Source organism: Micromonospora sp. NPDC000121, assembly GCF_042899165.1.
In the GTDB taxonomy this organism is placed as follows: domain Bacteria; phylum Actinomycetota; class Actinomycetes; order Mycobacteriales; family Micromonosporaceae; genus Micromonospora.
Genome location: NZ_JBIAZP010000007.1, coordinates 112,208 through 132,410, shown reverse-complemented (window position 1 = coordinate 132,410; position 20,203 = coordinate 112,208). Strand labels below are relative to the sequence as shown.

Here is a 20,203-nt window from a genome sequence, read left to right as displayed (position 1 = left end):
CCGCTCCGCCTGGTCGAGCAAACGCCGCCGCGCGGCTGCCTGTTCGGCGGCCTGGTGGCGCTGGCCGGCGCCGGACGATGGGGGCGAGTCAGGCCGTCGCAGTAGCCATCGCACGACGTCACGCAGCTCGGACCACATCGCCACCGGTTCCGCCTTCCTCTGTCCAGGGAGAAGGGTGGCGACGGCAGCGCAGACGTCAGGCGTCGCGCCAGAGCTGGCACCGCCGCCACCCGGCGGACGCGACCGGCAAAGCACGTGCTTCCTGCCGCCGCATCCTGATCGGGACGTTATGGACGGCACGGTGCGTGATGGAACACCTACGCACCACTATTGGCTGGAGACCCCCATGCGCTCGCACAGACCCCGCAGCTCGGTGGATACGAGCCCTCGACGCAGCAGTCCACGCGCGATCTCCCGCGCAGCCGTCGACGACCGAGCGTGCTGCGGGCCGACCCGTTCGGCGGCCAGCAGCATCCGCACCGCGTCTCGCTCCCGCCCAGCCGCCACCACCGCGCGGGACATGTCCAGCCAGAAGTACACCTGACGTACCGCCGGCAGCTCGGCCACGACCACTCCGGCGGCTGTCCGCAACGCCTCCTGCGGGCGCCCCGTGTCGAGCTGGTACGCCATCCGCCACAACGCCACGTTGCGCGGCCCCCACGCCAGATCCCAACTCGTCGTCTCGCCGGTGTGCGCAGCGATCCGGGCCGCCTCGCCGAGGTGGTCCTCGGCCGCGGCCTGGTCCTTCATGCCAGCCAGGTGGTGCGCGCGGGCCAGGTGCAGGAACCCGAGCACGTCCAACGCCGTGGCCGCGCCGCTGCCAGCCAGGTCCGCCCCGGCTCGGTCGCAGTACGCCCGGGCCGGACCGTACGCGCCGGTGTATGCCGAAACCCGGGCGCGGTTCGCCGCCGCCACCCCCACCGCAACCGGGTCGTCGAGCAGGTGCGCTGCCTCGGCACACCGCTCGGCGGCCAACCAGGCGTGGGCCGCGTAGCCGATGTTCAGCAACGAACCCATCGCCACGCCGTAGACCGGCACCATCAACCGGTACGCCGCCCGCTGGTCGGTCACACCGTGCAGGGCGGGCAGCAGGTCCACCAGCCGACGCAGGGCTCCGGCGTAGTCGCACCGGCCGTAGAGATCGCGCACCAGCGCCGACTCCCGAGCCACCTGCTCCACAGTGGCGGCCCCGACGACCGGCGGCGCGGCGAACGGATAGGCCATCATCATCCGCCACACCCGTTCGGCGTCGATACGCGCGCCATCAAGCTGCCGATCAGCAGGTGTGTACGACTGCCCTGTCAGGTCGAACACCGAGCACTCCAGGGCAGCCGCCAGGTCGACCACCATGTACCGATCCGTGCGCTGGACACCGCGCTCGATACGCGACCACGTCGTGTGCGAGATCCCCGCGCGACTCGCGGCGTACCGGATGCTCCAGCCACGCAACTCGCGACGGGCCCGGATGCGGTCACCCACGGACGGATCAGCGGGTATGGCTCGGCGGGGCACAGCCATCTCCTCGGACAGCGGTCAGTGCGGCGGGCAGCCGAGCACGACAACCGGCTACCGCGCCGCCACCGACGGTACCCCTGACTGATGGCGCTTCACAGACCGCCACCAGCGCCGCTGGCGGGATAGATCTGCAAAGATCGTCTTCCACGGCGAGAACGGCCTTTGAGCTGGACGGGCTGAGGGGATTTGAACCCCTGACCACCACTTAGAACTCCTAACTAAATGATGTTGGGCGTGTCCTCGGGACGTGAGGATCGTTCTGTCTGAACGTAAGGAGGGGTGAGCAGTCGCCGTGGATCGTCTCGGACGAACTGTGGGCCGAGATCGCACCGCTGCTGCCACCCCGTCCGCCCCGGCGGCATCGGTTCCCGGGCCGCAAGCCCCTCGACGATCGCAGGGTGTTGTGCGGGATCCTGTTCGTGCTCTACACCGCGATCCCGTGGGAGTACCTGCCCCAAGAGCTGGGCTTCGGGTCAGGCATGACCTGCTGGCGGCAGCTGCGAGACTGGAACGACGCCGGCGTCTGGCAACGACTCCACGAGGTCCTGCTCGGCAGACTGCGGGCCGCGGGGCAGCTGGACATGTCCCGGGCGGTGATCGACGGCTCCCACGTCCGGGCGCTCAAGGGCGGTCCAAAACCGGTCCGAGCCCGGTCGACCGCCGCAAGCCAGGCTCGAAACACCACGTCATCACCGACGCGGGCGGCATCCCCCTCGCCGCGACCCTGACCGGCGGCAACCGCCACGACGTCACCCAACTGCTGCCCCTGGTCGACAAGATCCCACGGATCAAGGGGCATCCGCGGCAGGCTCCGGCAGCGACCCGACCGGATCTACGCCGACCGTGGCTACGACTTCGACAAGTACCGCCGCGAGCTACGGACGCGCGGCATCACACCCGTCATCGCCCGACGCGGAGTCGGCCACGGCTCCGGCCTCGGCACCCGACGCTGGGTCGTCGAGCAGACCATCGCCCTGCTGCACTGGTTCCGCCGCCTGCGAGTGCGGTGGGAGATCCGCAACGACATCCACGAAGCCTTCCTCACCCTTGCCTGCGCCATCATCTGCTGGCGCCGACTCCAACACTCAAAGAGTTAGGAGTTGTTAGACGCGCCAAGCGAAGCCGTGCACGACGAGTCAAAGCAGCGTTAGCGCGGGACACGAAGGCCTCCTGGTCGCCGGAGCGGTTCCTAGACAGCTCCACTCCACAACTGGAGGCCTTCGTCATCCAGAAGATTCAAGCCGCGTCGTCACACGACCTCAACCAACCTCCCTGGGCAGTACAGCTAGGGCATCTTTGAGATATGGGCTCGGTGCGGGTTGGTACTGGCCACGATCCGGTCGCTGCGGTGTCTCGGCTCGCTCCTCAGCTGATCCGCCAGGGACGGAGCTTCTCGGGGTTTCTCACAGCCCAGATATGCCTGATCCGGTCGCCCGCGATCTCGAACGCGAACACGGTCGAGAGATTGCCGTCCTGCTGCGCCACCAAGCCGGGCAGGCCGTTGACCGTGCACTCCAGGAACGTGGTGCGGTCGCCCGACACACGGGCGATCTCGGCGTAGGCGCGTGCGATCCGCTCACTGCCCACGATCGGGTGCAGGTGGGTGACGGCCAGCCCGCCGCCGTCGGCGGTCGCGACGGCGTCGGGGTCGAGCAGGCTGATCAGGGCGTCGATGTCCTTGGCCTCCCACGCCGTTCTGAACTGCCTGACGATGCCGGCCTGCCCGGCACTCGGGCCCGCCGGGCTCTGCGCGGTGCGGATGCGCCGGCGGGCGGACGAAGCCAGTTGGCGGCACGCCGCCGGAGTGCGGCCGACGATCTCGGCGACCTCGCCGAAGGGGTAGCGGAAGACGTCGTGCAAAACGAACGCGACGCGCTCGGCCGGGGTCATCGTATCGAGGACGACCAGGAAGGCCATCGTCACCGACTCGTCGAGGGTGACCCGATCGGCCGGGTCGGTCCCACCGGCGCCGGAGCGCCCGGTGATCCACTCCGTGGGTTCGGGCAGCGGTTCCGGGATCCAGTCGCCCACGTACTTCTCCCGCCTGGCCCGCGCCGAGCCGAGCAGGTTCAGGCAGATGCGGCTGGCGACCGTCATCAGCCAGGCGCCGGGCGACTGGATGGCCTGCTGCTCCCGTACGGACATGGCGTACCAGCGGGCGTAGGTCTCCTGCACGACGTCCTCGGCGTCGGCAAGGGATCCGAGGAGTCGATAGCTGAGGTTGATCAGCTGGTGCCGCTCACTCATGATCGCGCTGAGGCCCGGATCGCTCTGATCGTCTCCGGGCTCGGCTCTGGTGGTCATGCTCTGGCCGTCTCCCTCGCTCGCTTCTGTGCCGCTACCCGTTACGACAAGACAGCGCACCGGAATGTGAGGCCGACGTGCCGCCTCACATTCCGAAGCGCTGCGTTGTCGTAGCGGTGTCGTACCGGTGGGGGCGACAGGACGGAGAGGGGACTTTGATGAACGACTTCCAGGCCATTGCGGACCGCGTCGCGATCGAGGCACTGCGCGGCGAGTTCACCGACGCGGTGATGATGCGCGACCGACCCCGCCTGGCGTCGCTGTTCACACCGGACGGTGCCCTGCGCATGCCCAACATCCCCGCCGAGCAGATCGGCCGAGAGGAGATCCGTGCCGGGGGCGAGCGGCTGCAGAGCCAGTGGGACTTCTTCGTACAGAACACGCACCCCGGCACGATCCTGATCGACGGCGACACCGCGACCGGCCGCGCCTACATCCAAGAACTCGCGCGCACCCTCGACGGGCGCCAGGGTCTGAACTACGCCGTTTACCACGACCGTTACCAGCGCACCGCGGAGGGCTGGAAGTTCGCCGAGCGGGTGTACGAGGTCAGGTACCTCGACACCTCCCCGCTGGCGGGCACGGTGCCCCACGCGGCGCAGGGCTCCGGGACCGACCCGGCACACGCCACGGCCACCCCGGCTCCGGCCGCGTCCTTCGCCGAACCGGCATCGGCCGAACAACTGGAGCGGGTGGCTGCCGCCCTGCGTGCCAACGGCTTTGCCGTCGAGATCCTCGATGACGCCGCAGAAGCGCGCACCCGCATCAAGGACCTGGTCCCCGAGGGCGCCGGCGTGCTCACCGGAGCCAGCGAGACGCTCCGACTGTCCGGCATCGACGAGGACATCAACGCCAGCGGCCAGTACGACGCCATCAGGCCGCGCATCCTGGCCATTGACCGCGCCACCGGCGCCCACGAAATCCGAAGGCTGGTCGCCAGCCCCGACTTCGTCGTCAACAGCGTCGCCGCGGTCACCGAGACCGGCTCGCTCGTCCTCGCCTCGGGCAGCGGCAGCCAACTCCCTGCCAACGCGGGCGGCGCCGCTCACGCGGTCTGGATCGTCGGCGCGCAGAAGGTGGTGCCCGACCTGAGCACAGCGCTGCGCCGCGTCGAGGAGCACGCCCTTCCGCTGGAGAACGCCCGCGCCCAGGCCGTGTACGGGATGCCCAGCGCCGTCAACCGCCTGCTCATCCTCAACGCGGAACCCCGCCCAGGGCGCGGCACCGTGCTGCTTCTCCGAGAGGCCATCGGATACTGATCCGGCCCAGGGGCCGTGACTCACGGGCTCAGAGCCAGTCATTGATGGCGGCGATCTGGACGGTGGCTTCGTAGCGGACTGCGAGCTTGTCGTACCGGGTCGCCATGGCCCTGTGCCGCTTGACGCGGTTAATTCCACATTCGACCGCTCGTCCGAGACGATCCACGGCGGCTGCTCACCCCTCCTCACGTTCAGACAGAACGATCCTCACATCCTGAGGACACGTCCAACATCATTTCGTTAGGAGTTCTTACTGTCAGTGCTGCCGTCGTCGACTCGGGGAACTCGGCAAGCGCTGTGACCAGGCGAGCAGCCGGCGGACGACAGCCAGGCTCAGCCCCTCGGCAGGGTCGATGTCGACAAGGAGGGTGGGTGCATGGCGGCCTTCTGCCCATGCCCGCGCCTCCGTCGTCAGCGCGTCATCAATCCAGGCCACCGGACGTGAGTTGACGTACGCGGCCACGGCGGGCACCTTCTCGCGCGGTTCGAACGGGCCCGACGGAAGACTGATGACCGGCAGTTGCGGAAGACGCAGTACCGGCGCGAGGAGCCGGTTCGCTTCCGCGCCCCACCCGGTGGCCCACACCATCTCGAATCGTTCGCCCAGCTCTCGGAGCCACTCCCCGTGAGCTGGGCACAGCCGTACCGACGCCTTTCCCGGGAAGAACTGGAACTCCTGGTAGCTGACCGGGCCGGCCAGGCCGTCGGCGCGCAGGTAGGGCCAGGCCAGGGCCAGGGTCGCCAGCGCCGCCGCGACAACCGGGGCCGCGTCGGCCAACGCCGGGCGGGGCAGCCGCGGCCGGACCCCGGTGACCAGGGCGAGGCCGAGCAGTGCGGTCAGCGCCGTGCCGGCCACCGGGACCGGGTGCAGGCCCCAGGGCCAGACCGAGAAGAGGAGGGCGGCGGCGCAGAGCGCCCCGAGCAGCAGCGCCGTCGCCAGCACCAGCCGGTCCAGCAGGGTGCGCCCGACCCGCAGCAGCGCGGCCGTCAGCACGAGCACGAGCGGCGGGAGCACGGCGGCCACGCCCAGCGCGTACGCCAGCACTGGGACCACCCAGGCGGCGGCGAGCCAACCGACGGCGACTGCGGCTCGGCGGGCCGGACGGACCGGGGTCGCCTGCGGCGGGGTCGCCGGGCGGGGCGCCACCGGCACGCGGGTGGAACTGCTCTGCACTGGTCGTCTCCTCGGCGCGCGGCTCCGCCCGGGCCCGGACGGAGCCGCCTCACGGTAGGGGCGGCCCGCCGACGCCGGGCGACGTCGACGTGTGCGCCAGGTGACGGGCGGGCGACGAGATTCCCCCGCGTCGTACACCTGTGCCAACCGGACCGGTAGGCTGGGCGGATGACCGGGGCCGCCTACCAGCCGTCGATGCTGGACCTCACCGACGCGGGGCCGTCGCTGGGGCCGCTGGCCGGCCGGCTGCGCCGGCACCCGCTCACCCGGGGCGCGTGGGTCGACCACCTCCCCGGCTGGGTCGCCGGCTCCGACCAGGTCTTCGACACGCTGCTGCGGGACGTGCCGTGGCGGGCCGAGCGCCGCACGATGTACGACGCCGAGGTCGACGTGCCGCGGCTGCTGTGCTGGTACGCCGGGAACCGCCCGCTGCCGCACCCGCTGCTCACGCAGGCGCGCGTCGCGCTCACCCGGCACTACGCGCCCGAGTTGGGCGAGCCCTTCGTCACCGCCGGCATGTGCCTCTACCGCTCCGGCCGGGACAGCGTCGCCTGGCACGGCGACACCCAGGGCCGCTCCGCGCACACCGACACGATGGTCGCCATCGTCTCGTTCGGCTCGCCGCGCACGCTGCTGCTGCGGCCCCGGGGCGGCGGCGACAGCCTGCGCTTCCCGCTCGGGCACGGCGACCTCGTCGTGATGGGGGGCTCCTGCCAGCGCACCTGGGAGCACGCGGTGCCCAAGACCGCCCGCCCCGTCGGGCCCCGGGTCAGCGTACAGTTCCGCCCCGCTGGCGTCGCCTGAGCCGCCCTCGGCCGCGACGGAGCGAAAGCGGCCGAGCGGACGGACGGCCGAACTGATCGGAATTTCGGTCGGGTAGCGGGGCGGTCCACCCCGTGGCCGCGCGGACCGGTCGGTGCCCGCGGCGCAGCCGTTCGGGCGAAGACTCGCAGGCCGGGTCGGGCGACATCGTTTCGGGCGCGTGAATGGCGTGTGAATGGTGCGCGATCGACATCCAATGTGGCCTTTCGGGCCGGGTCGGTGCACCCACGGTCGCCGATCGCCGTGCTAGCTTGACCGCGCCATCACTCTCCGCTGTTTCCTGGAGCTTCCGTGCTTGTTGGACGCCCGACCGCACGGCGGGCCGGCATTCGTTCCCTCCCCGCCCTGCTGCGTCGCCACATCGGGCTCGTCGTCGTGCTCGCCGCCGGCCTCGCGCTGCGGATCACGATGATGGCGGCATACCCGCCCGCGCTGTGGTTCCAGGGCGACTCCGGAGCGTATTTGCGGCTGTCCGAGGCGTGGCCGGCGATGCCGGCCCGGTGGACGTACCCGTGGCTGCTAAAGGGCTTCGAGTGGACCGGCACCGTCGCGTCGGTGGTGGCCCTGCAACACCTCGCCGGGCTCGCCCTGGGCGTCGCGACCTACCTGCTGCTGCGTCGCCTGGGCGTCGGCCCGTGGCCGGCCACGCTCGCCGCGACGCCGATCCTGCTCGACGCCACCCAGCTCACGCTGGAGCAGTACCTGCTCACCGAGACACTGTTCACCACCGCGCTGGCCGTCGCCGCGCTGCTGCTGGTCCGCCGGGAACGGCCCGGGACGCTCGCCGCCCTGGGCGCGGGCGTCGCCGTCGCGCTGGGCATGGCGACCCGACCCACCGGCGTCGTCGCTCTCGGCGCCCTGCTGCTGTTTCTCCTCGTGCCGTGGCGCGGCTGGCGGGCGCCGGCCGCGTACCTGCTCGGCATCGTCGTGTTCTTCGGCGCCGCCTTCGCCGGCATCGGCACCGTCAAGGGCGCGCTCGGGATGGAGGGCGGGAAGTTCCTCTACGGACGGACGGCGCAGATCGCCGACTGCGACCGGCTGGAGCTGCGGCCGGGGCTGCGCAAGCTCTGCCCGACGCAGCCGCTGGACCAGCGCCCCGCCCGGCCCGACTGGTTCCTCTGGAACCGGGACAGCCCCATCCACAACGCCGACCGCCCCGAGGACCTCGACGAGTTCGCCCGGGAGGTGCTGCGCCAGCAGCCCGGCGACTACCTGGCCGCCGTGGCGTCGGACACCGCACGCTACTTCTGGCCGACCCCGCTCGCCCCGACCGAGTCGTGCCTGGCCCAGTGGTGGCGACCGCAGCCCGCCCCGACCGACTGGGCCGCGAACTACGACTGCGTGCCGCGCACCGCCAGCCCCGGCTACCACTGGAAACCGGCGCCGTCGCAGGACGTCGAGCCGAACGCCGCCAGCCGGTTCCTGCACGGCTACGGCCGGTACGCGGTCACCCCGCCGCCGGTCCTGGCCGCCATGGTGCTGCTCGCGCTGGTCGGGGCGGTGTGGCCGCGCCGGGGCCGGCTGCGGCTGAGCCTGGTCGCGCTGCTGTACGCCGGCATCGGCCTCGGAATCATGGTCTTCTCGGTCGCCACGTCGATGTTCGAGCACCGCTACGGCCTGCCGGCGCTGGCCTTCCTCCCGATCGCCGCCGCGGTCGGCTGGCAGCGGCTGCGGTCGGCAGCACCACATCCGACGGACCGGCCCACGCCGGCCGGCGGCGAGTCGGCCGGGCTCACGCCGGCCGACGGCAGCCCGTCGGCACCACACTCGACGGACCGGCCCACGCCGGCCGACGGCGAGCCGGACCGGCCCGCGCCCACCATGACAGAAAGCAACGGGGAGCATGACGAAGGAACGGGAGATCGAGGTCACGGTGCTGCTGCCGTGCCTCAACGAGGCTGAGACGCTGGAGGTCTGCGTCCGCAAGGCGCTGCGCTCGCTGCAAGAGTGCGGGGTCGTCGGGGAGGTGCTGGTCTCCGACAACGGGTCCACCGACGGCTCGCAGGAGATCGCCGAGCGGGCCGGCGCCCGGGTGGTGCACGCCCCGATCCGCGGCTACGGCGGCGCTCTGCTCAACGGGATCGACCAGGCGCGCGGCCGGTACGTCATCATGGCCGACGCCGACGACTCGTACGCGCTGGCCGACCTGGGCCCGTTCGTCGAGGCGCTGCGCGCCGGGCACGACGTGGTGATGGGCAACCGGTTCCGGGGCGGCATCGCACCGGGCGCCATGCCGCCCCTGCACCGCTACCTGGGCAACCCGGTCCTGAGCTGGCTCGGCCGGCGGCTGTTCGGGCTGCGCGAGGTCCGGGACTTCCACTGCGGCATGCGCGGCTTCAACGCCGAGCGGATCCGCGCGCTCGGGCTGTGCATGCCGGGCATGGAGTTCGCCTCCGAGCTGGTGGTGCGCGCCGCGCTGGCCGGGTACGACATCGTCGAGGTGCCCACCACCCTGTCGCCCGACGGCCGGTCCCGCCCGCCGCACCTGCGGACCTGGCGGGACGGCTGGCGGCACCTGCGGTTCCTGCTGGTGTTCGCGCCGCGCAAGACCCTCGTCCGGCCGGGCGCCGCGCTGGCCGCGCTCGGTCTGGCCGGGGTGGGGGCGCTCACCCCGGGCCCGCTGGCCCTCGGCCCGGTCCGGCTCGACGTCAGCACGCTGGTGTACGCCTGCCTGATGGTGCTCGTCGGGGTGCAGCTCGTGCTCTTCGGCGGCCTCGCCGAGATCTACGGCCGGCAGGAGGCGCTCGTCCCGAAACGCGCGTCGGACCGCTGGATCCGCCTCCTGCGGCTGGAAACCAGCGTCACCGTCGGCCTGCTGCTGCTCGTCGCCGGCGTCGCCGGCACCGTCGGGGCGGTCGGCTACTGGGGGCTGGACGGGTTCGGCGACCTGAACCCGCACGACACGCTGCGGGTGGTGCTCCCCTCGGCGACCGCGATCGCGCTCGGCGTGGTCGTGCTCTTCTCCGGCCTGGTGGGCAGCCTGCTCACGCTCCGCCCGACGCATCCGGCACCGACGATCGTCCGCCAGTCCGGCCCCGAACACGACCGGATCCTCACCGGCGGTTAACCCCGCCGCGTCCACCCCCGCCCGCCCGCTCCGATCGACCGCCGGCTGCTCCGGCACCGGTCCGGCCGGCCCTTCCGGGCCGGTCCGGTCCGGCGATCCCGCACTCCCCGCCCGACAAAGAGGGCATCGTGTGCATGACAGGGGCATACGTGCGAGCCCGACCGTGCCTGGTGGTCGGGGTGGCGGGCGGGGCGGGGCGGCGCTCTGCTAGAAACGACTCCTGGGTTTCGTCAGCGCCCCCGTCACCTCTTGACGACGCGAAGGGCGACCCATGACCAAGTCCTCCACCGAGCCGCGCTCCCGCTGGTCCGCCTGGGCGGTCCACGGCGACGGCCGCTCCGTCCGCCCTGGCGACGTGGTCCATCCCCACGAACGGCTGTCCTGGCCGCGCACACTCGGCGTCGGCGTGCAGCACGTCGTCGCCATGTTCGGCGCCACCTTCACGGTGCCGCTGATCACCGGTTTCCCGCCGGCGACCACGCTCTTCTTCTCCGGGGTCGGCACGCTGCTGTTCCTGCTGATCACCGGCAACCGGCTGCCCTCGTACCTCGGCTCGTCGTTCGCCTTCATCGCGCCGGTGCTGGCCGCGAAGGCCGGCGGGGACATCGGCCCGGCGCTGGGCGGCATCGTCGTGGCCGGCGTCGCGCTGGCCGTCGTCGGGCTGGTCGTGCAGCTCGCCGGGTCGCGCTGGATCGACGCGCTGATGCCGCCGGTCGTCACCGGGGCGATCGTCGCGCTGATCGGCCTGAACCTCGCCCCGGTCGCGTGGGACGGCGGCGGCAGCGGCACCGGGGTGAAGGCGCAGCCGCTGATCGCGGTGGTGACCCTGGCCGCGATCCTGCTCGCCACGGTCGCCTTCCGGGGCTTCCTGGCCCGGCTGTCCATCCTGCTGGGTGTGATGGTCGGCTGGCTGCTCGCCGCCGCGCTCGGCGACCTGGACCCGAAGGCGGTCGACGGGCTGCGGAACGCCGCCTGGGTCGGCCTGCCGGAGTTCCACGCGCCGAGCTTCAGCCTGCGCGCGGTGGTGCTGGTGATCCCGGTGATCCTGGTGCTGATCGCCGAGAACGCCGGGCACGTGAAGGCGGTCGCCGCGATGACCGGCCGCAACCTGGACCGGGACATGGGCCGGGCGTTCCTGGGCGACGGGCTGGCCACGGTGCTCGCCGGCTCCGGCGGCGGCTCCGGCACCACCACGTACGCGGAGAACATCGGCGTGATGGCCGCGACCCGGGTCTACTCCACCGCCGCGTACTGGGTGGCCGGGGTGGCGGCGGTGCTGCTCGGGCTCAGCCCGAAGTTCGGCGCGCTGATCCTCACCGTGCCCGCCGGGGTGCTCGGCGGCGCCACCACCGCCCTCTACGGCCTGATCGCGATCCTGGGCGCCCGGATCTGGATCGAGAACCGGGTGGACTTCCACGACCCGGTGAACCTCATGACGGCGGCGGTCGCGGTGATCGTCGGTGCGGCCAACTACACCCTCACCGCCGGCGACCTCTCCTTCAACGGAATCGCCCTGGGCACCGCCGCCGCCCTGGTCGTCTACCACGGCATGCGCCTGGTGGCGCGCCTGCGCGGCACCACCCCCGAGTCCCGCCAGGCCCTCGAACCCGAACTCTGATCCCGGGCGGAACCCCGTTGATCATGAGGTTGTTGTCCTCGACACCGGCGTGTCGCGGCAACAACTTCATGATCAACGCGCCTGGTGGGTGGGTCGGACGGACGGACGAGGGCCGGCTGCGTGGCAGCCGGCCCTCGTTCGGTACCGGTGGGTCAGTCGCGTTCGACCTGGTGGCCGACGACGGTCGGGCCGAGCATGACGGCGAAGCCGGAGCCGTCGCGGCGCGGGTCCGCCGCCGGCAGCTCCACCGGCTCGCCCGTGGCGGTCGCACCCACCGGGCGCGACCCGACCCAGGCGACCACCACGTCGGTCTCACCCTTGAGGAAGCGATGGGCGCGCACCCCGCCGGTCGCCCGCCCCTTCGCCGGGTACGCCTGGAACGGCGTCACCTTCACCGTGGCGCCCGTGGAGGTGACCACCATCGGCTCGCCGTGACCCGGATCGTCGGTGCGGACCGCGCCGAAGAAGACCACCCGGGCGCCGGCCGGCAGGTTGATGCCCGCCATGCCGCCGCCCTTGAGGCCCTGCGGACGGACCAGCCCGGCGGAGAAGCGCAGCAGCGACGCCTCCGAGGTGACGAAGGTGAGCGTCTCCGCCCCGTCGGTGAGCCAGGTCGCCCCGGCCACCTCGTCGCCCTCGCGCAGGCCGATCACCTCGAACTCGTCGGAGCGGACGGGCCACTCCGGCGCGCAGACCTTGACCACGCCCTGCCGGGTGCCCAGCGCCAGCCCCGGGGAGCCCTCGGCCGTCGGCCCCAGCGGCGCCAGCCCGACCACCGTCTCCCCCGACTCCAGCGGCACCAACTCGGCGGCCGCCATCCCGCCGCGCAGCGACACCGTCCCGGCCTGCTCGGGCAGCACCGGCAGCGGCAGCACGTCGACCTTGAACGCGCGGCCGGCGCTGGTCACCAGCAGCACCCGGCCCCGGGCGGTGGAGTGGACGATGGCGCGTACGGCGTCGTGCTTGACGCGGCCGTGCCGCCGGCGCCCCTCGGACGCCTCCTCCGACTCCGCCGCCGTCCGGGCGACCAGCCCGGTCGCGGACAGGATCACCTGGCACGGGTCGTCGGCGACCTCCAGCGGGCCGGCCGGCGCGGACGCGGCCAGCACCTCCTTGAGGTCGCCGTCGACGAGCGTGGTGCGGCGCGGGGCGCCGAACTGCTTCACCACCGCCGCCAGCTCGTCCGAGACGACCTTCTTCAGCACCTTCGGGTCGTCGAGGATCTTGGAGAGCTCGGCGATCTCCGCGCGGAGCTTCTCCTGCTCGGCCTCCAGCTCGATCCGGTCGTACTTGGTCAGCCGGCGCAGCGGAGTGTCCAGGATGTAGGTGGCCTGGATCTCGGAGAGCTTGAACTTCTGCATCAGGCCGTCCTTGGCGGCCTGGGCGTCCTCGCTGGCCCGGATCAGCTTGACCACCTTGTCGATGTCGAGCAGGGCGATCAGCAGACCGTCGACCAGGTGCAGCCGCTCCTCGCGCTTGCGGCGGCGGTAGGAGCTGCGCCGGGTCACCACCTCGTAGCGGTGGGCCAGGAAGACCTCCAGCAGCGCCTTCAGCCCGAGGGTCTGCGGCTGCCCGTCGACCAGCACCAGGTTGTTGACGCCGAACGACTGCTCCAGCGGGGTGAGCCGGTAGAGGTCGGCGAGCAGTGCCTGCGGGTTGACCCCGACCTTGCACTCGATGACCAGACGGGTGCCGCTCTCGCGGTCGGTGAGGTCCTTGACATCGGCGATGCCGGTGAGCCGCTTGGTCTTGTTCACCTCGTTGGTGATCGCGGCGATGACCTTCTCCGCGCCGACGCCGTAGGGCAGCTCGACGACCGTGATCGCCTGCCGGCCCCGGCTGCCCTCCAGCGGGCCGATCTCCACCCGGCCCCGCATGCGGACCACGCCGCGCCCGGTCTCGTAGGCCCGGCGCACCTCGTCGAGCCCGAGCAGCAGGCCGCCGGTGGGCAGGTCGGGCCCGGGGACGAACTCCATGAGCCTGTCCAGCGTGGCGTCCGGGTGGTTGATGAGCCAGCGGGCGGCGGAGACGACCTCGCCGAGGTTGTGCGGGATCATGTTCGTCGCCATGCCGACCGCGATCCCGGACGCGCCGTTGACCAGCAGGTTGGGGAAGGCCGCCGGCAGCACGGTGGGCTGGGTCAGGGAGCCGTCGTAGTTGGGCTCCACGTCGACCGTGTCCTCGCCCAGCTCGCCGACGAGCAGCATCGCCTCCCGCGACATCCGGGCCTCGGTGTAGCGCGCCGCCGCCGGCCCGTCGTCCGGGCTGCCGAAGTTGCCGTGCCCGTCGATGAGCGGCGCGTTGAGCGAGAAGTCCTGGGCGAGCCGGACCATGGCGTCGTAGATCGCGGTGTCGCCGTGCGGGTGGTACTTACCCATCACGTCGCCGACGATGCGGGCGGACTTCACGTGCCCCCGGTCGGGGCGGTGCCCCTGCTCGTACATGGACCAGAGGATGCGCCGGTGCACCGGCTTGAGGCCGTCGCGGGCGTCGGGCAGCGCCCGCGAGTGGATCACCGAGAAGGCGTACTCCAGGTAGGAGTCGGACACCTCGGTGACCAGCGGGTTGTCGAAGACCCGCGCGCCGGCCTGGTCGAAGGCGGACAGGTCCACCTTGGCGCGGTCGTCCTTGCGGCGTGCCATCGGTCAGCTCTCTTCCGGACGGGTGGTGGCGGGCCTGGTCATGCGTCGATCGCCTCGCGGTCGACCCGGTCGGCGGAGTCGATCAGCCAGTTGCGGCGCGGCTCGACCTTCTCCCCCATCAGCAGTTCGAGGATCCGCTCGGCGGCGTCGACATCGTCGAGGGTGATCCGGCGGACGGCCCGGGTGGCCGGGTTCATCGTGGTCTCCCACAGCTCGTCGGCGTCCATCTCGCCGAGACCCTTGAACCGCGGGATCGGGGTGACGATCTGCTTGCCGGCCTTCTCCAGCTTGCGGACCGTCGCCTCCATCTCCGCCTGTGTGTAGGTGTAGATCGTCTGCGGGTTGCGCCCCTTGGTCGTGATCTTGTGCAGGGGCGGCATGGCCGCGTAGAGCCGGCCGGCCTCGATCAGCGGCCGCATGTAGCGGGCGAAGAGCGTGATCAGCAGGGTGCGGATGTGCGCGCCGTCCACGTCGGCGTCCGCCATGATCAGCACCCGGCCGTACCGCATCGCCGACAGGTCGAACGTACGCCCGGAGCCGGCCCCCAGCACCTGCACGATGGCGGCGCACTCGGCGTTGTCGAGCACCTGCTGGAGGTTGGCCTTCTGCACGTTGAGGATCTTTCCCCGGATCGGCAGCAGGGCCTGGTATTCGGCGGAGCGGGCGAGCCGGCCGGTGCCCAGCGCGCTGTCGCCCTCCACGATGAACAGCTCGCTGCGCTCGATCCCCGCCGCGCGGCAGTCCACCAGCTTGGCCGGCATCGACGCGCCCTCCAGGGCGGTCTTGCGTCGGGCGGCGTCCTTCTGCTGCTTCTGGGTCAGCCGCACCCGGGCCGCGTCGACGATCTTCTGCAGGACCGTGCGCGCCTCGGCCTTGGTCTTGCGGTCCTCCAGCCAGGACTTCAGGTGCTGCTCGACCAGCGACTGCATCACCTTGGTGATGCCGGCCGTGGAGAGCTCGTCCTTGGTCTGCGAGGTGAACTGCGGCTCCGGGATCCGGACGTGGACGACCGCCGTCATGCCCTCCAGGACGTCGTCCAGGGTGGGCGGATCCTCCTTGGCCTTCAGCAGGCCACGGGTGTTGCGGACCGCGTCGGCGAGGGTGCGCGCCAGGGCCCGCTCGAAGCCCTTGCGGTGGGTGCCGCCGTGGGCGTTGCGGATGGTGTTGGTGAAGCACTCGACGGTGCGCTCGTAGCCGGTGCCCCAGCGGAACGCCACCTCGACCTCGGCCCGCCGCTGCACGTTGGACTGCATGACCCCGTTGGCGTCGGCGGCGTTCTCCCGGTAGGTGCCCTCGCCGGTGACCAGCAGCGTGCCGGAGACCGGCCGGTCGCCGGCCGGGGCGAGGAACTCCACCATGTCGGTCAGGCCGTTGGGGTAGTGGAAGTGCTCCTCCGTCGCCTCCTCGCCGGTGTGGTCGCGCAGCGTGTAGCTCACGCCGGGGACCAGGAACGCCGTGTTGCGCAGCTTCATCCGGACGGCGTTCGCGTCCAGCGCGGCGCCGGTCTCGAAGTAGCGCGGGTCGTGCCACCAGCGGATCGAGGTGCCGGTGCGCTGGCCACGCTTCATCGCGCCGACGATCTGGAGCCCGGGGCCCGGGGTGAAGGCGGCCTCGGGGCCGTCGCCGTCGAAGATCCCCGGCACGCCGTGCCGGAACGACATCGCGTGGATCTTGCCACCCCGGCGGACCGTGACGTCGAACCGGCGGGAGAGGGCATTGACCGCGGAGGCGCCCACGCCGTGCAGGCCGCCCGAGGTCTTGTAGCCGGAGCCGCCGAACTTGCCGCCGGCGTGCAGCCGGGTCAGCACCAGCTCGACGCCGGAGATGCCGGACTTCGCGTGCACGTCGGTGGGGATGCCCCGCCCGTCGTCGTCGACCTGGACGGAGCCGTCGGCGTGCAGCGTCACCTCGACCTTCGAGGCGTGGCCGGCGACGCCCTCGTCCGTGGAGTTGTCGAGGATCTCGTTGACGAGGTGACCCACGCCACGGCTGTCGGTGGAGCCGATGTACATGCCGGGCCGCTTGCGGACGGCGTCCAGCCCCTCGAGGTGCGTGAGGTCGTCGGCCCCGTACAGGGTCTCAGGCTCTGCGGTCAACTGGTCGTACTCCCAGGTCTCGGCGGTGTGGTGCCGCGTCCGACAATCGGCGGTCGGCCGGCGCGCCGCAGCGAGCCTAACCGGCAGATGCGACAGGACGACGGCGCCCCGCAGCAAGGCCCGCACCACGTCGTGGCTGCGGGCCTCGGCGGCGGCGTCGCACGGTCTGTCCGGATCGGGCGCCTCTGCGCGCCGTGACCGGTTCGCGGGCCAGCCGGCCGCGGGCGGGTCCACCTGCACAACAAGCGACCCGTACCCGACGTTCCCGGCACCGTCGACGGCCGCGACGGACAGGGTGTTCGTGCCGTACGCCGGGGTGGTCAGCGTCACGGACACGGTCTTGCCGGGGCTCCGGTACTCCCCCAGGTCGTCCAGGTCGGGGCGGAACGCGAAGACACGCGTCCCGCATGGGGTCGTTCTGCGCCAAGCCATTGACGTCCATCATGCCGAGGTGATGTGATCGCGCCTGAGAGGATCTTTCACATTTCGATGGACAGATGGAGGACGTCATGTCCAGGTTCCGTCGTACGACTCTCGCGGCGGTGCTCGCCGTCGCCGCCGCCGCACTGTCGACCGCCGTCGGGCTGCCCGCCCCCGCCGCCGCGGCGCCGCCCACCGCCGCCGTGGCGCTGGGCGACAGCTTCATCAGCGGCGAGGGCGCCGGGGCGTACACCCCCGTCGTCGACGTCAACGGGGTCGCCCAGGGCTTCCCGGGCTGGACCGCACCGAACAGCAACGCCTTCTTCTGCCACCGCTCGGCGAACGCCTCGCTGCACCGGGCGAGCCTGCCGGGCATCCAGGACCGGTTCAACCTCGCCTGCTCCGGTGGCCAGCCGCACGACATCGCCACCGCCTCGTCGGCCCGGGCCAGCGGCCGGCAGGTGGCCGCCCAGCTCGACCAGCTCCGCGCGGTCGGCCAGAGCCACGACATCGACCTGGTGCTGCTCGGCCTCGGCTCCAACAACAGCTCGTTCACCTTCGGCGACGTCGCCGAGAAGTGCGCCAACCGGTTCATCGCCGACGCCTGGACGGGCTGGTGGGAGTTCTGGGCCTACCTGGGCGGGCCGGTCGAGCAGGAGCCCTGCACGGACGCCGACCTGGCCACCGCCGCCGAGTGGAGCGCCGCGACGGTGGAGACCACCTCGGCCGTACGCCAGCTTCTCACCACGCTGCGCGAGATCGACGCCGACGGCCAGCACCGGATCGTCTTCCAGGACTACACCAACCCGCTGCCGTTCGACCTGGAGCCGAGGTTCCACAGCGAGGACAGCCGGGACGACACCCGGGACAAGTTCCGCGCGCTGGGCGCCGAGCGGTACGCGGCCGGCTGCCCGATCCACCGGGCCAGCCTGCCGCCGGGGCACCGCTTCTCGCAGGGCCTGGGCACCCTGGTGAGGTCGACCCGGGACACCCTCGCCGCCGAGTTCCCCGGCGCGGACCTGGTCTACCTCAACGTGCAGCGGGCCTTCGACGGCGCCCGGCTCTGCGAGTCGGGGGCCAGCCCGACCGGGGCGCTGGCCACGCCGATCCGGCTCCAGGACAGCCCACCGAACGGCGTCTTCGTCACCAGCCTCGCCGGCATGGACAAGATCGCCATCCAGCGGATCGCGAACACCTGCGTGAGCTACTTCCAGACCTGCCAGGAGTCGTGGCACCCGAACGCCGCCGGCCACCAGGTGCTCGGGCAGTGCCTGACGGGTGCGGCGGCCACCGGCGCCCGCTCCGTGGCCTGCGTACGCGCCGCCGACGGCTCCGTCACCGTGTCCTGACCCCGATCGCGTCCCGGAACCCCGTGCCGCCCGGCGCGGGGTTCCGCCGCGTCCGCACCCGGATCGGTCAGGTCCCGGGGGCGGGGCGGGCGCGGGGCAGCCCGAGGGCGAGCAGCACCGGACCGGTCGGCCCGTCGACGAGGCCGCCGACGGTCACCCCGTCCAGCACGGCGAGGAAGGCGTCGCGGGCCCGGCGCAGCTCGCCCCGCAGCCGGCAGGCCGCGCGCAGCGAGCAGGCCGGCTCGTCGCAGGACACCACCTCGTCGTCGCCCTCGAACGCCCGGACCACCCGCCCGACCGTGATCTCGTGGCCGCCCTCGGCGAAGGCGACCCCGCCGGAGCGGCCCCGGATCGTGACCAGCACCCCGAGCCGCTGCAACCGCTGCACCACCTTCGCCACGTGGTTGCGGGGCAGCGACAGCTGGTCGGCCAACTCGTCCACGGTCATCCGCCGCGGGTTCGCGGCGGTGAGCATGGCGATCCGCAGCGCCATGTCGGTGGACCGGTTGAGCTTCACGTCCCGACCCTAGCCAGCGCGGACCCGCCCCACCACGGGCCGACGGACCGATCTGTGATCCACCCGACCCCCGACCCGGGACCTTCGGCCCTGAAGAGGTAACTGAAATACCTGTTTTGCTGGCAGGGCCCGAGCGGTTCAGCGCAGAAGGAGACAAGTCGTGCTCTCGGAGTCCTCAGCAGCAGTGGTGACGGCGACCCTGCCCGCCGTGCAGGCGCACGGCGAGGCGATCACCGGCCGGTTCTACCAGCGGATGTTCGACGCCCACCCGGAGCTGCTCGACATCTTCAACCGCGGCAACCAGGCGACCGGGGCGCAGAAGGCCGCGCTCGCCGCCGCCGTGGTCGCGTACGCGGAACACCTGACCGGCGGCAGCGACGTGCCGTGGGGCCCGATCCTGGACCGGATCGCGCACAAGCACGTCTCCCTCGGCATCACCCCCGGCCAGTACACGATCGTCGGCCGGCACCTGCTCGCCGCCGTCGGCGAGGTGCTCGGCGACGCGGTCACCCCGGAGGTCGCGGCGGCCTGGGACGAGGTGTACTGGCTGCTGGCCTGCGAGCTGATCGCCCGGGAGGCCCGCCTCTACGCCGGGGCGGGGCTCGCCGAGGGCGCGTCGGTCTGGCGGGACTGGCGGGTCACCGGCCGGGTCACGGAGGCCGTGGACGTCGTCTCGTTCACCCTGGTCCCGGCCGACGGCGGCCCGGTGCCCGCCTTCGTCCCGGGCCAGTACGCCTCGGTCGCCGTCGACCTCGACGGCGGCCGCGGGCAGCAGATCCGCCAGTACAGCCTGTCGGGCCGGCCGGGGGCCGACCACTGGCGGATCACCGTCAAGCGGGTACGCGCCACCGGCGACGCCCCCGAGGGCATGGTCTCCACCTTCCTGCACGAGCACGTGGCCGAGGGCGACACCCTCCGGCTCAGCCCGCCCTTCGGCGAGGTCAGCGCGGTGGCCGGGGAGGGCCCGCTGCTGCTGGTCAGCGCGGGCATCGGGCTGACCCCGGCGATGGCCGCGCTGGAGCACCTGGCGGCCACCGAGCCGCAGCGCCCGGTGGTGCTGGTGCACGCCGACCGGGGCGGCGCGGCGCACGCCTTCCGCGGCGAACTGCCGCGCCTGCACGCCGCGCTGCCCAACCTGCGCACCGCCCTGTGGTACGAGGACGTCACCGACGCCGAACTGGCCGGGGTGACCGGCAAGGTCGCCGGCGGCCGGGTGGACCCCGCGTTGATCCCGCTCTCCCCGGACGCCCACGTGCACCTCTGCGGGCCGCTGCCGTTCATGAACACCGTCCGGGGCGGCCTGCTGCGGCGGGGGGTGCCGGCGGAGCGGATCGCCTACGAGGTGTTCGGCCCGGGCATGCTCCACGACGACCGGCACTGACCCTCCGCGACGGATCGGCCACCGGCGGTGGGCGCCTGC

General features: G+C 72.2%; 12 protein-coding genes and 3 pseudogenes. 8 read left to right on the top strand and 7 right to left on the bottom strand.

Features of this window, described 5'->3' with window-relative positions:
• Nucleotides 1–327 precede the first annotated feature (327 nt).
• The gene (locus ACFY23_RS20845) at nt 328–1,479 is read right to left on the bottom strand and encodes a helix-turn-helix transcriptional regulator (protein ID WP_350686110.1); all 1,152 of its coding nucleotides are present in this window, start codon (nt 1,477–1,479) and stop codon (nt 328–330) included.
• A 332-nt stretch (nt 1,480–1,811) separates the two neighbouring features.
• Here ACFY23_RS20845 and ACFY23_RS20840 point away from each other — a divergent pair.
• Nucleotides 1,812–2,612 (top strand): annotated as a pseudogene (locus tag ACFY23_RS20840) (IS5 family transposase).
• A 268-nt stretch (nt 2,613–2,880) separates the two neighbouring features.
• On the opposite strand, the gene sigJ reads toward ACFY23_RS20840, so the two are convergent.
• On the bottom strand, nt 2,881–3,879 hold the full coding sequence (sigJ, locus tag ACFY23_RS20835; RefSeq protein ID WP_350686111.1) for an RNA polymerase sigma factor SigJ: 999 nt from the start codon (nt 3,877–3,879) through the stop codon (nt 2,881–2,883).
• Between the two features lie 98 nt (nt 3,880–3,977).
• Between sigJ and ACFY23_RS20830 the strand changes: the two genes are divergently transcribed.
• Nucleotides 3,978–5,078 carry an LUD domain-containing protein gene (locus tag ACFY23_RS20830; RefSeq protein ID WP_350686113.1) on the top strand — a complete coding sequence of 367 codons (1,101 nt, stop codon included), beginning with the start codon at nt 3,978–3,980 and terminating at the stop codon, nt 5,076–5,078.
• 28 nt (nt 5,079–5,106) lie between these two features.
• Here ACFY23_RS20830 and ACFY23_RS20825 read toward each other — a convergent pair.
• Both ACFY23_RS20825 and ACFY23_RS20820 read right to left on the bottom strand, forming a co-directional pair.
• Nucleotides 5,107–5,238 (bottom strand): annotated as a pseudogene (locus tag ACFY23_RS20825) (IS5/IS1182 family transposase); the annotation flags it as partial.
• 96 nt (nt 5,239–5,334) lie between these two features.
• Nucleotides 5,335–6,252, bottom strand: coding sequence for a hypothetical protein (locus tag ACFY23_RS20820; RefSeq protein WP_350819211.1), 918 nt, complete (start codon nt 6,250–6,252; stop codon nt 5,335–5,337).
• A gap of 168 nt (nt 6,253–6,420) precedes the next feature.
• Between ACFY23_RS20820 and ACFY23_RS20815 the strand changes: the two genes are divergently transcribed.
• From ACFY23_RS20815 to ACFY23_RS20800, 4 genes are all read left to right on the top strand, one after another.
• Nucleotides 6,421–7,056 (top strand): alpha-ketoglutarate-dependent dioxygenase AlkB, encoded by a 636-nt coding sequence (locus tag ACFY23_RS20815; RefSeq protein ID WP_350683552.1) that lies wholly within the window; start codon nt 6,421–6,423, stop codon nt 7,054–7,056.
• Between the two features lie 309 nt (nt 7,057–7,365).
• Nucleotides 7,366–8,976, top strand: coding sequence for a glycosyltransferase family 39 protein (locus tag ACFY23_RS20810; RefSeq protein WP_350819210.1), 1,611 nt, complete (start codon nt 7,366–7,368; stop codon nt 8,974–8,976).
• Nucleotides 8,918–10,141, top strand: coding sequence for a glycosyltransferase family 2 protein (locus ACFY23_RS20805; RefSeq protein WP_350683548.1), 1,224 nt, complete (start codon nt 8,918–8,920; stop codon nt 10,139–10,141). The genes ACFY23_RS20810 and ACFY23_RS20805 overlap by 59 nt, the downstream gene beginning before the upstream one ends.
• Before the next feature lie 271 nt (nt 10,142–10,412).
• Nucleotides 10,413–11,759, top strand: coding sequence for a solute carrier family 23 protein (locus tag ACFY23_RS20800; protein ID WP_350683546.1), 1,347 nt, complete (start codon nt 10,413–10,415; stop codon nt 11,757–11,759).
• Nucleotides 11,760–11,911: 152 nt separating this feature from the next.
• Here the strand turns inward: ACFY23_RS20800 and ACFY23_RS20795 are convergent, their stop codons facing one another.
• Both ACFY23_RS20795 and ACFY23_RS20790 read right to left on the bottom strand, forming a co-directional pair.
• The gene (locus ACFY23_RS20795) at nt 11,912–14,401 is read right to left on the bottom strand and encodes a DNA topoisomerase IV subunit A (protein ID WP_350683544.1); all 2,490 of its coding nucleotides are present in this window, start codon (nt 14,399–14,401) and stop codon (nt 11,912–11,914) included.
• 38 nt (nt 14,402–14,439) lie between these two features.
• Nucleotides 14,440–16,929, bottom strand: coding sequence for a DNA topoisomerase IV subunit B (locus ACFY23_RS20790; RefSeq protein WP_350819209.1), 2,490 nt, complete (start codon nt 16,927–16,929; stop codon nt 14,440–14,442).
• 77 nt (nt 16,930–17,006) lie between these two features.
• Here ACFY23_RS20790 and ACFY23_RS20785 point away from each other — a divergent pair, with 77 nt between their 5' ends.
• Nucleotides 17,007–18,266, top strand: coding sequence for a hypothetical protein (locus tag ACFY23_RS20785; RefSeq protein WP_350683540.1), 1,260 nt, complete (start codon nt 17,007–17,009; stop codon nt 18,264–18,266).
• Nucleotides 18,267–18,333: 67 nt separating this feature from the next.
• Here the strand turns inward: ACFY23_RS20785 and ACFY23_RS20780 are convergent, their stop codons facing one another.
• A complete protein-coding gene (locus ACFY23_RS20780; protein ID WP_350683538.1) occupies nt 18,334–18,783 on the bottom strand; it encodes an Rrf2 family transcriptional regulator in 450 nt (149 codons plus the stop codon).
• Between the two features lie 148 nt (nt 18,784–18,931).
• On the opposite strand from ACFY23_RS20780, the pseudogene ACFY23_RS20775 reads away from it, so the two are divergent.
• Nucleotides 18,932–20,164: pseudogene (locus ACFY23_RS20775) on the top strand (globin domain-containing protein); the annotation flags it as partial.
• Nucleotides 20,165–20,203: the final 39 nt, after the last annotated feature.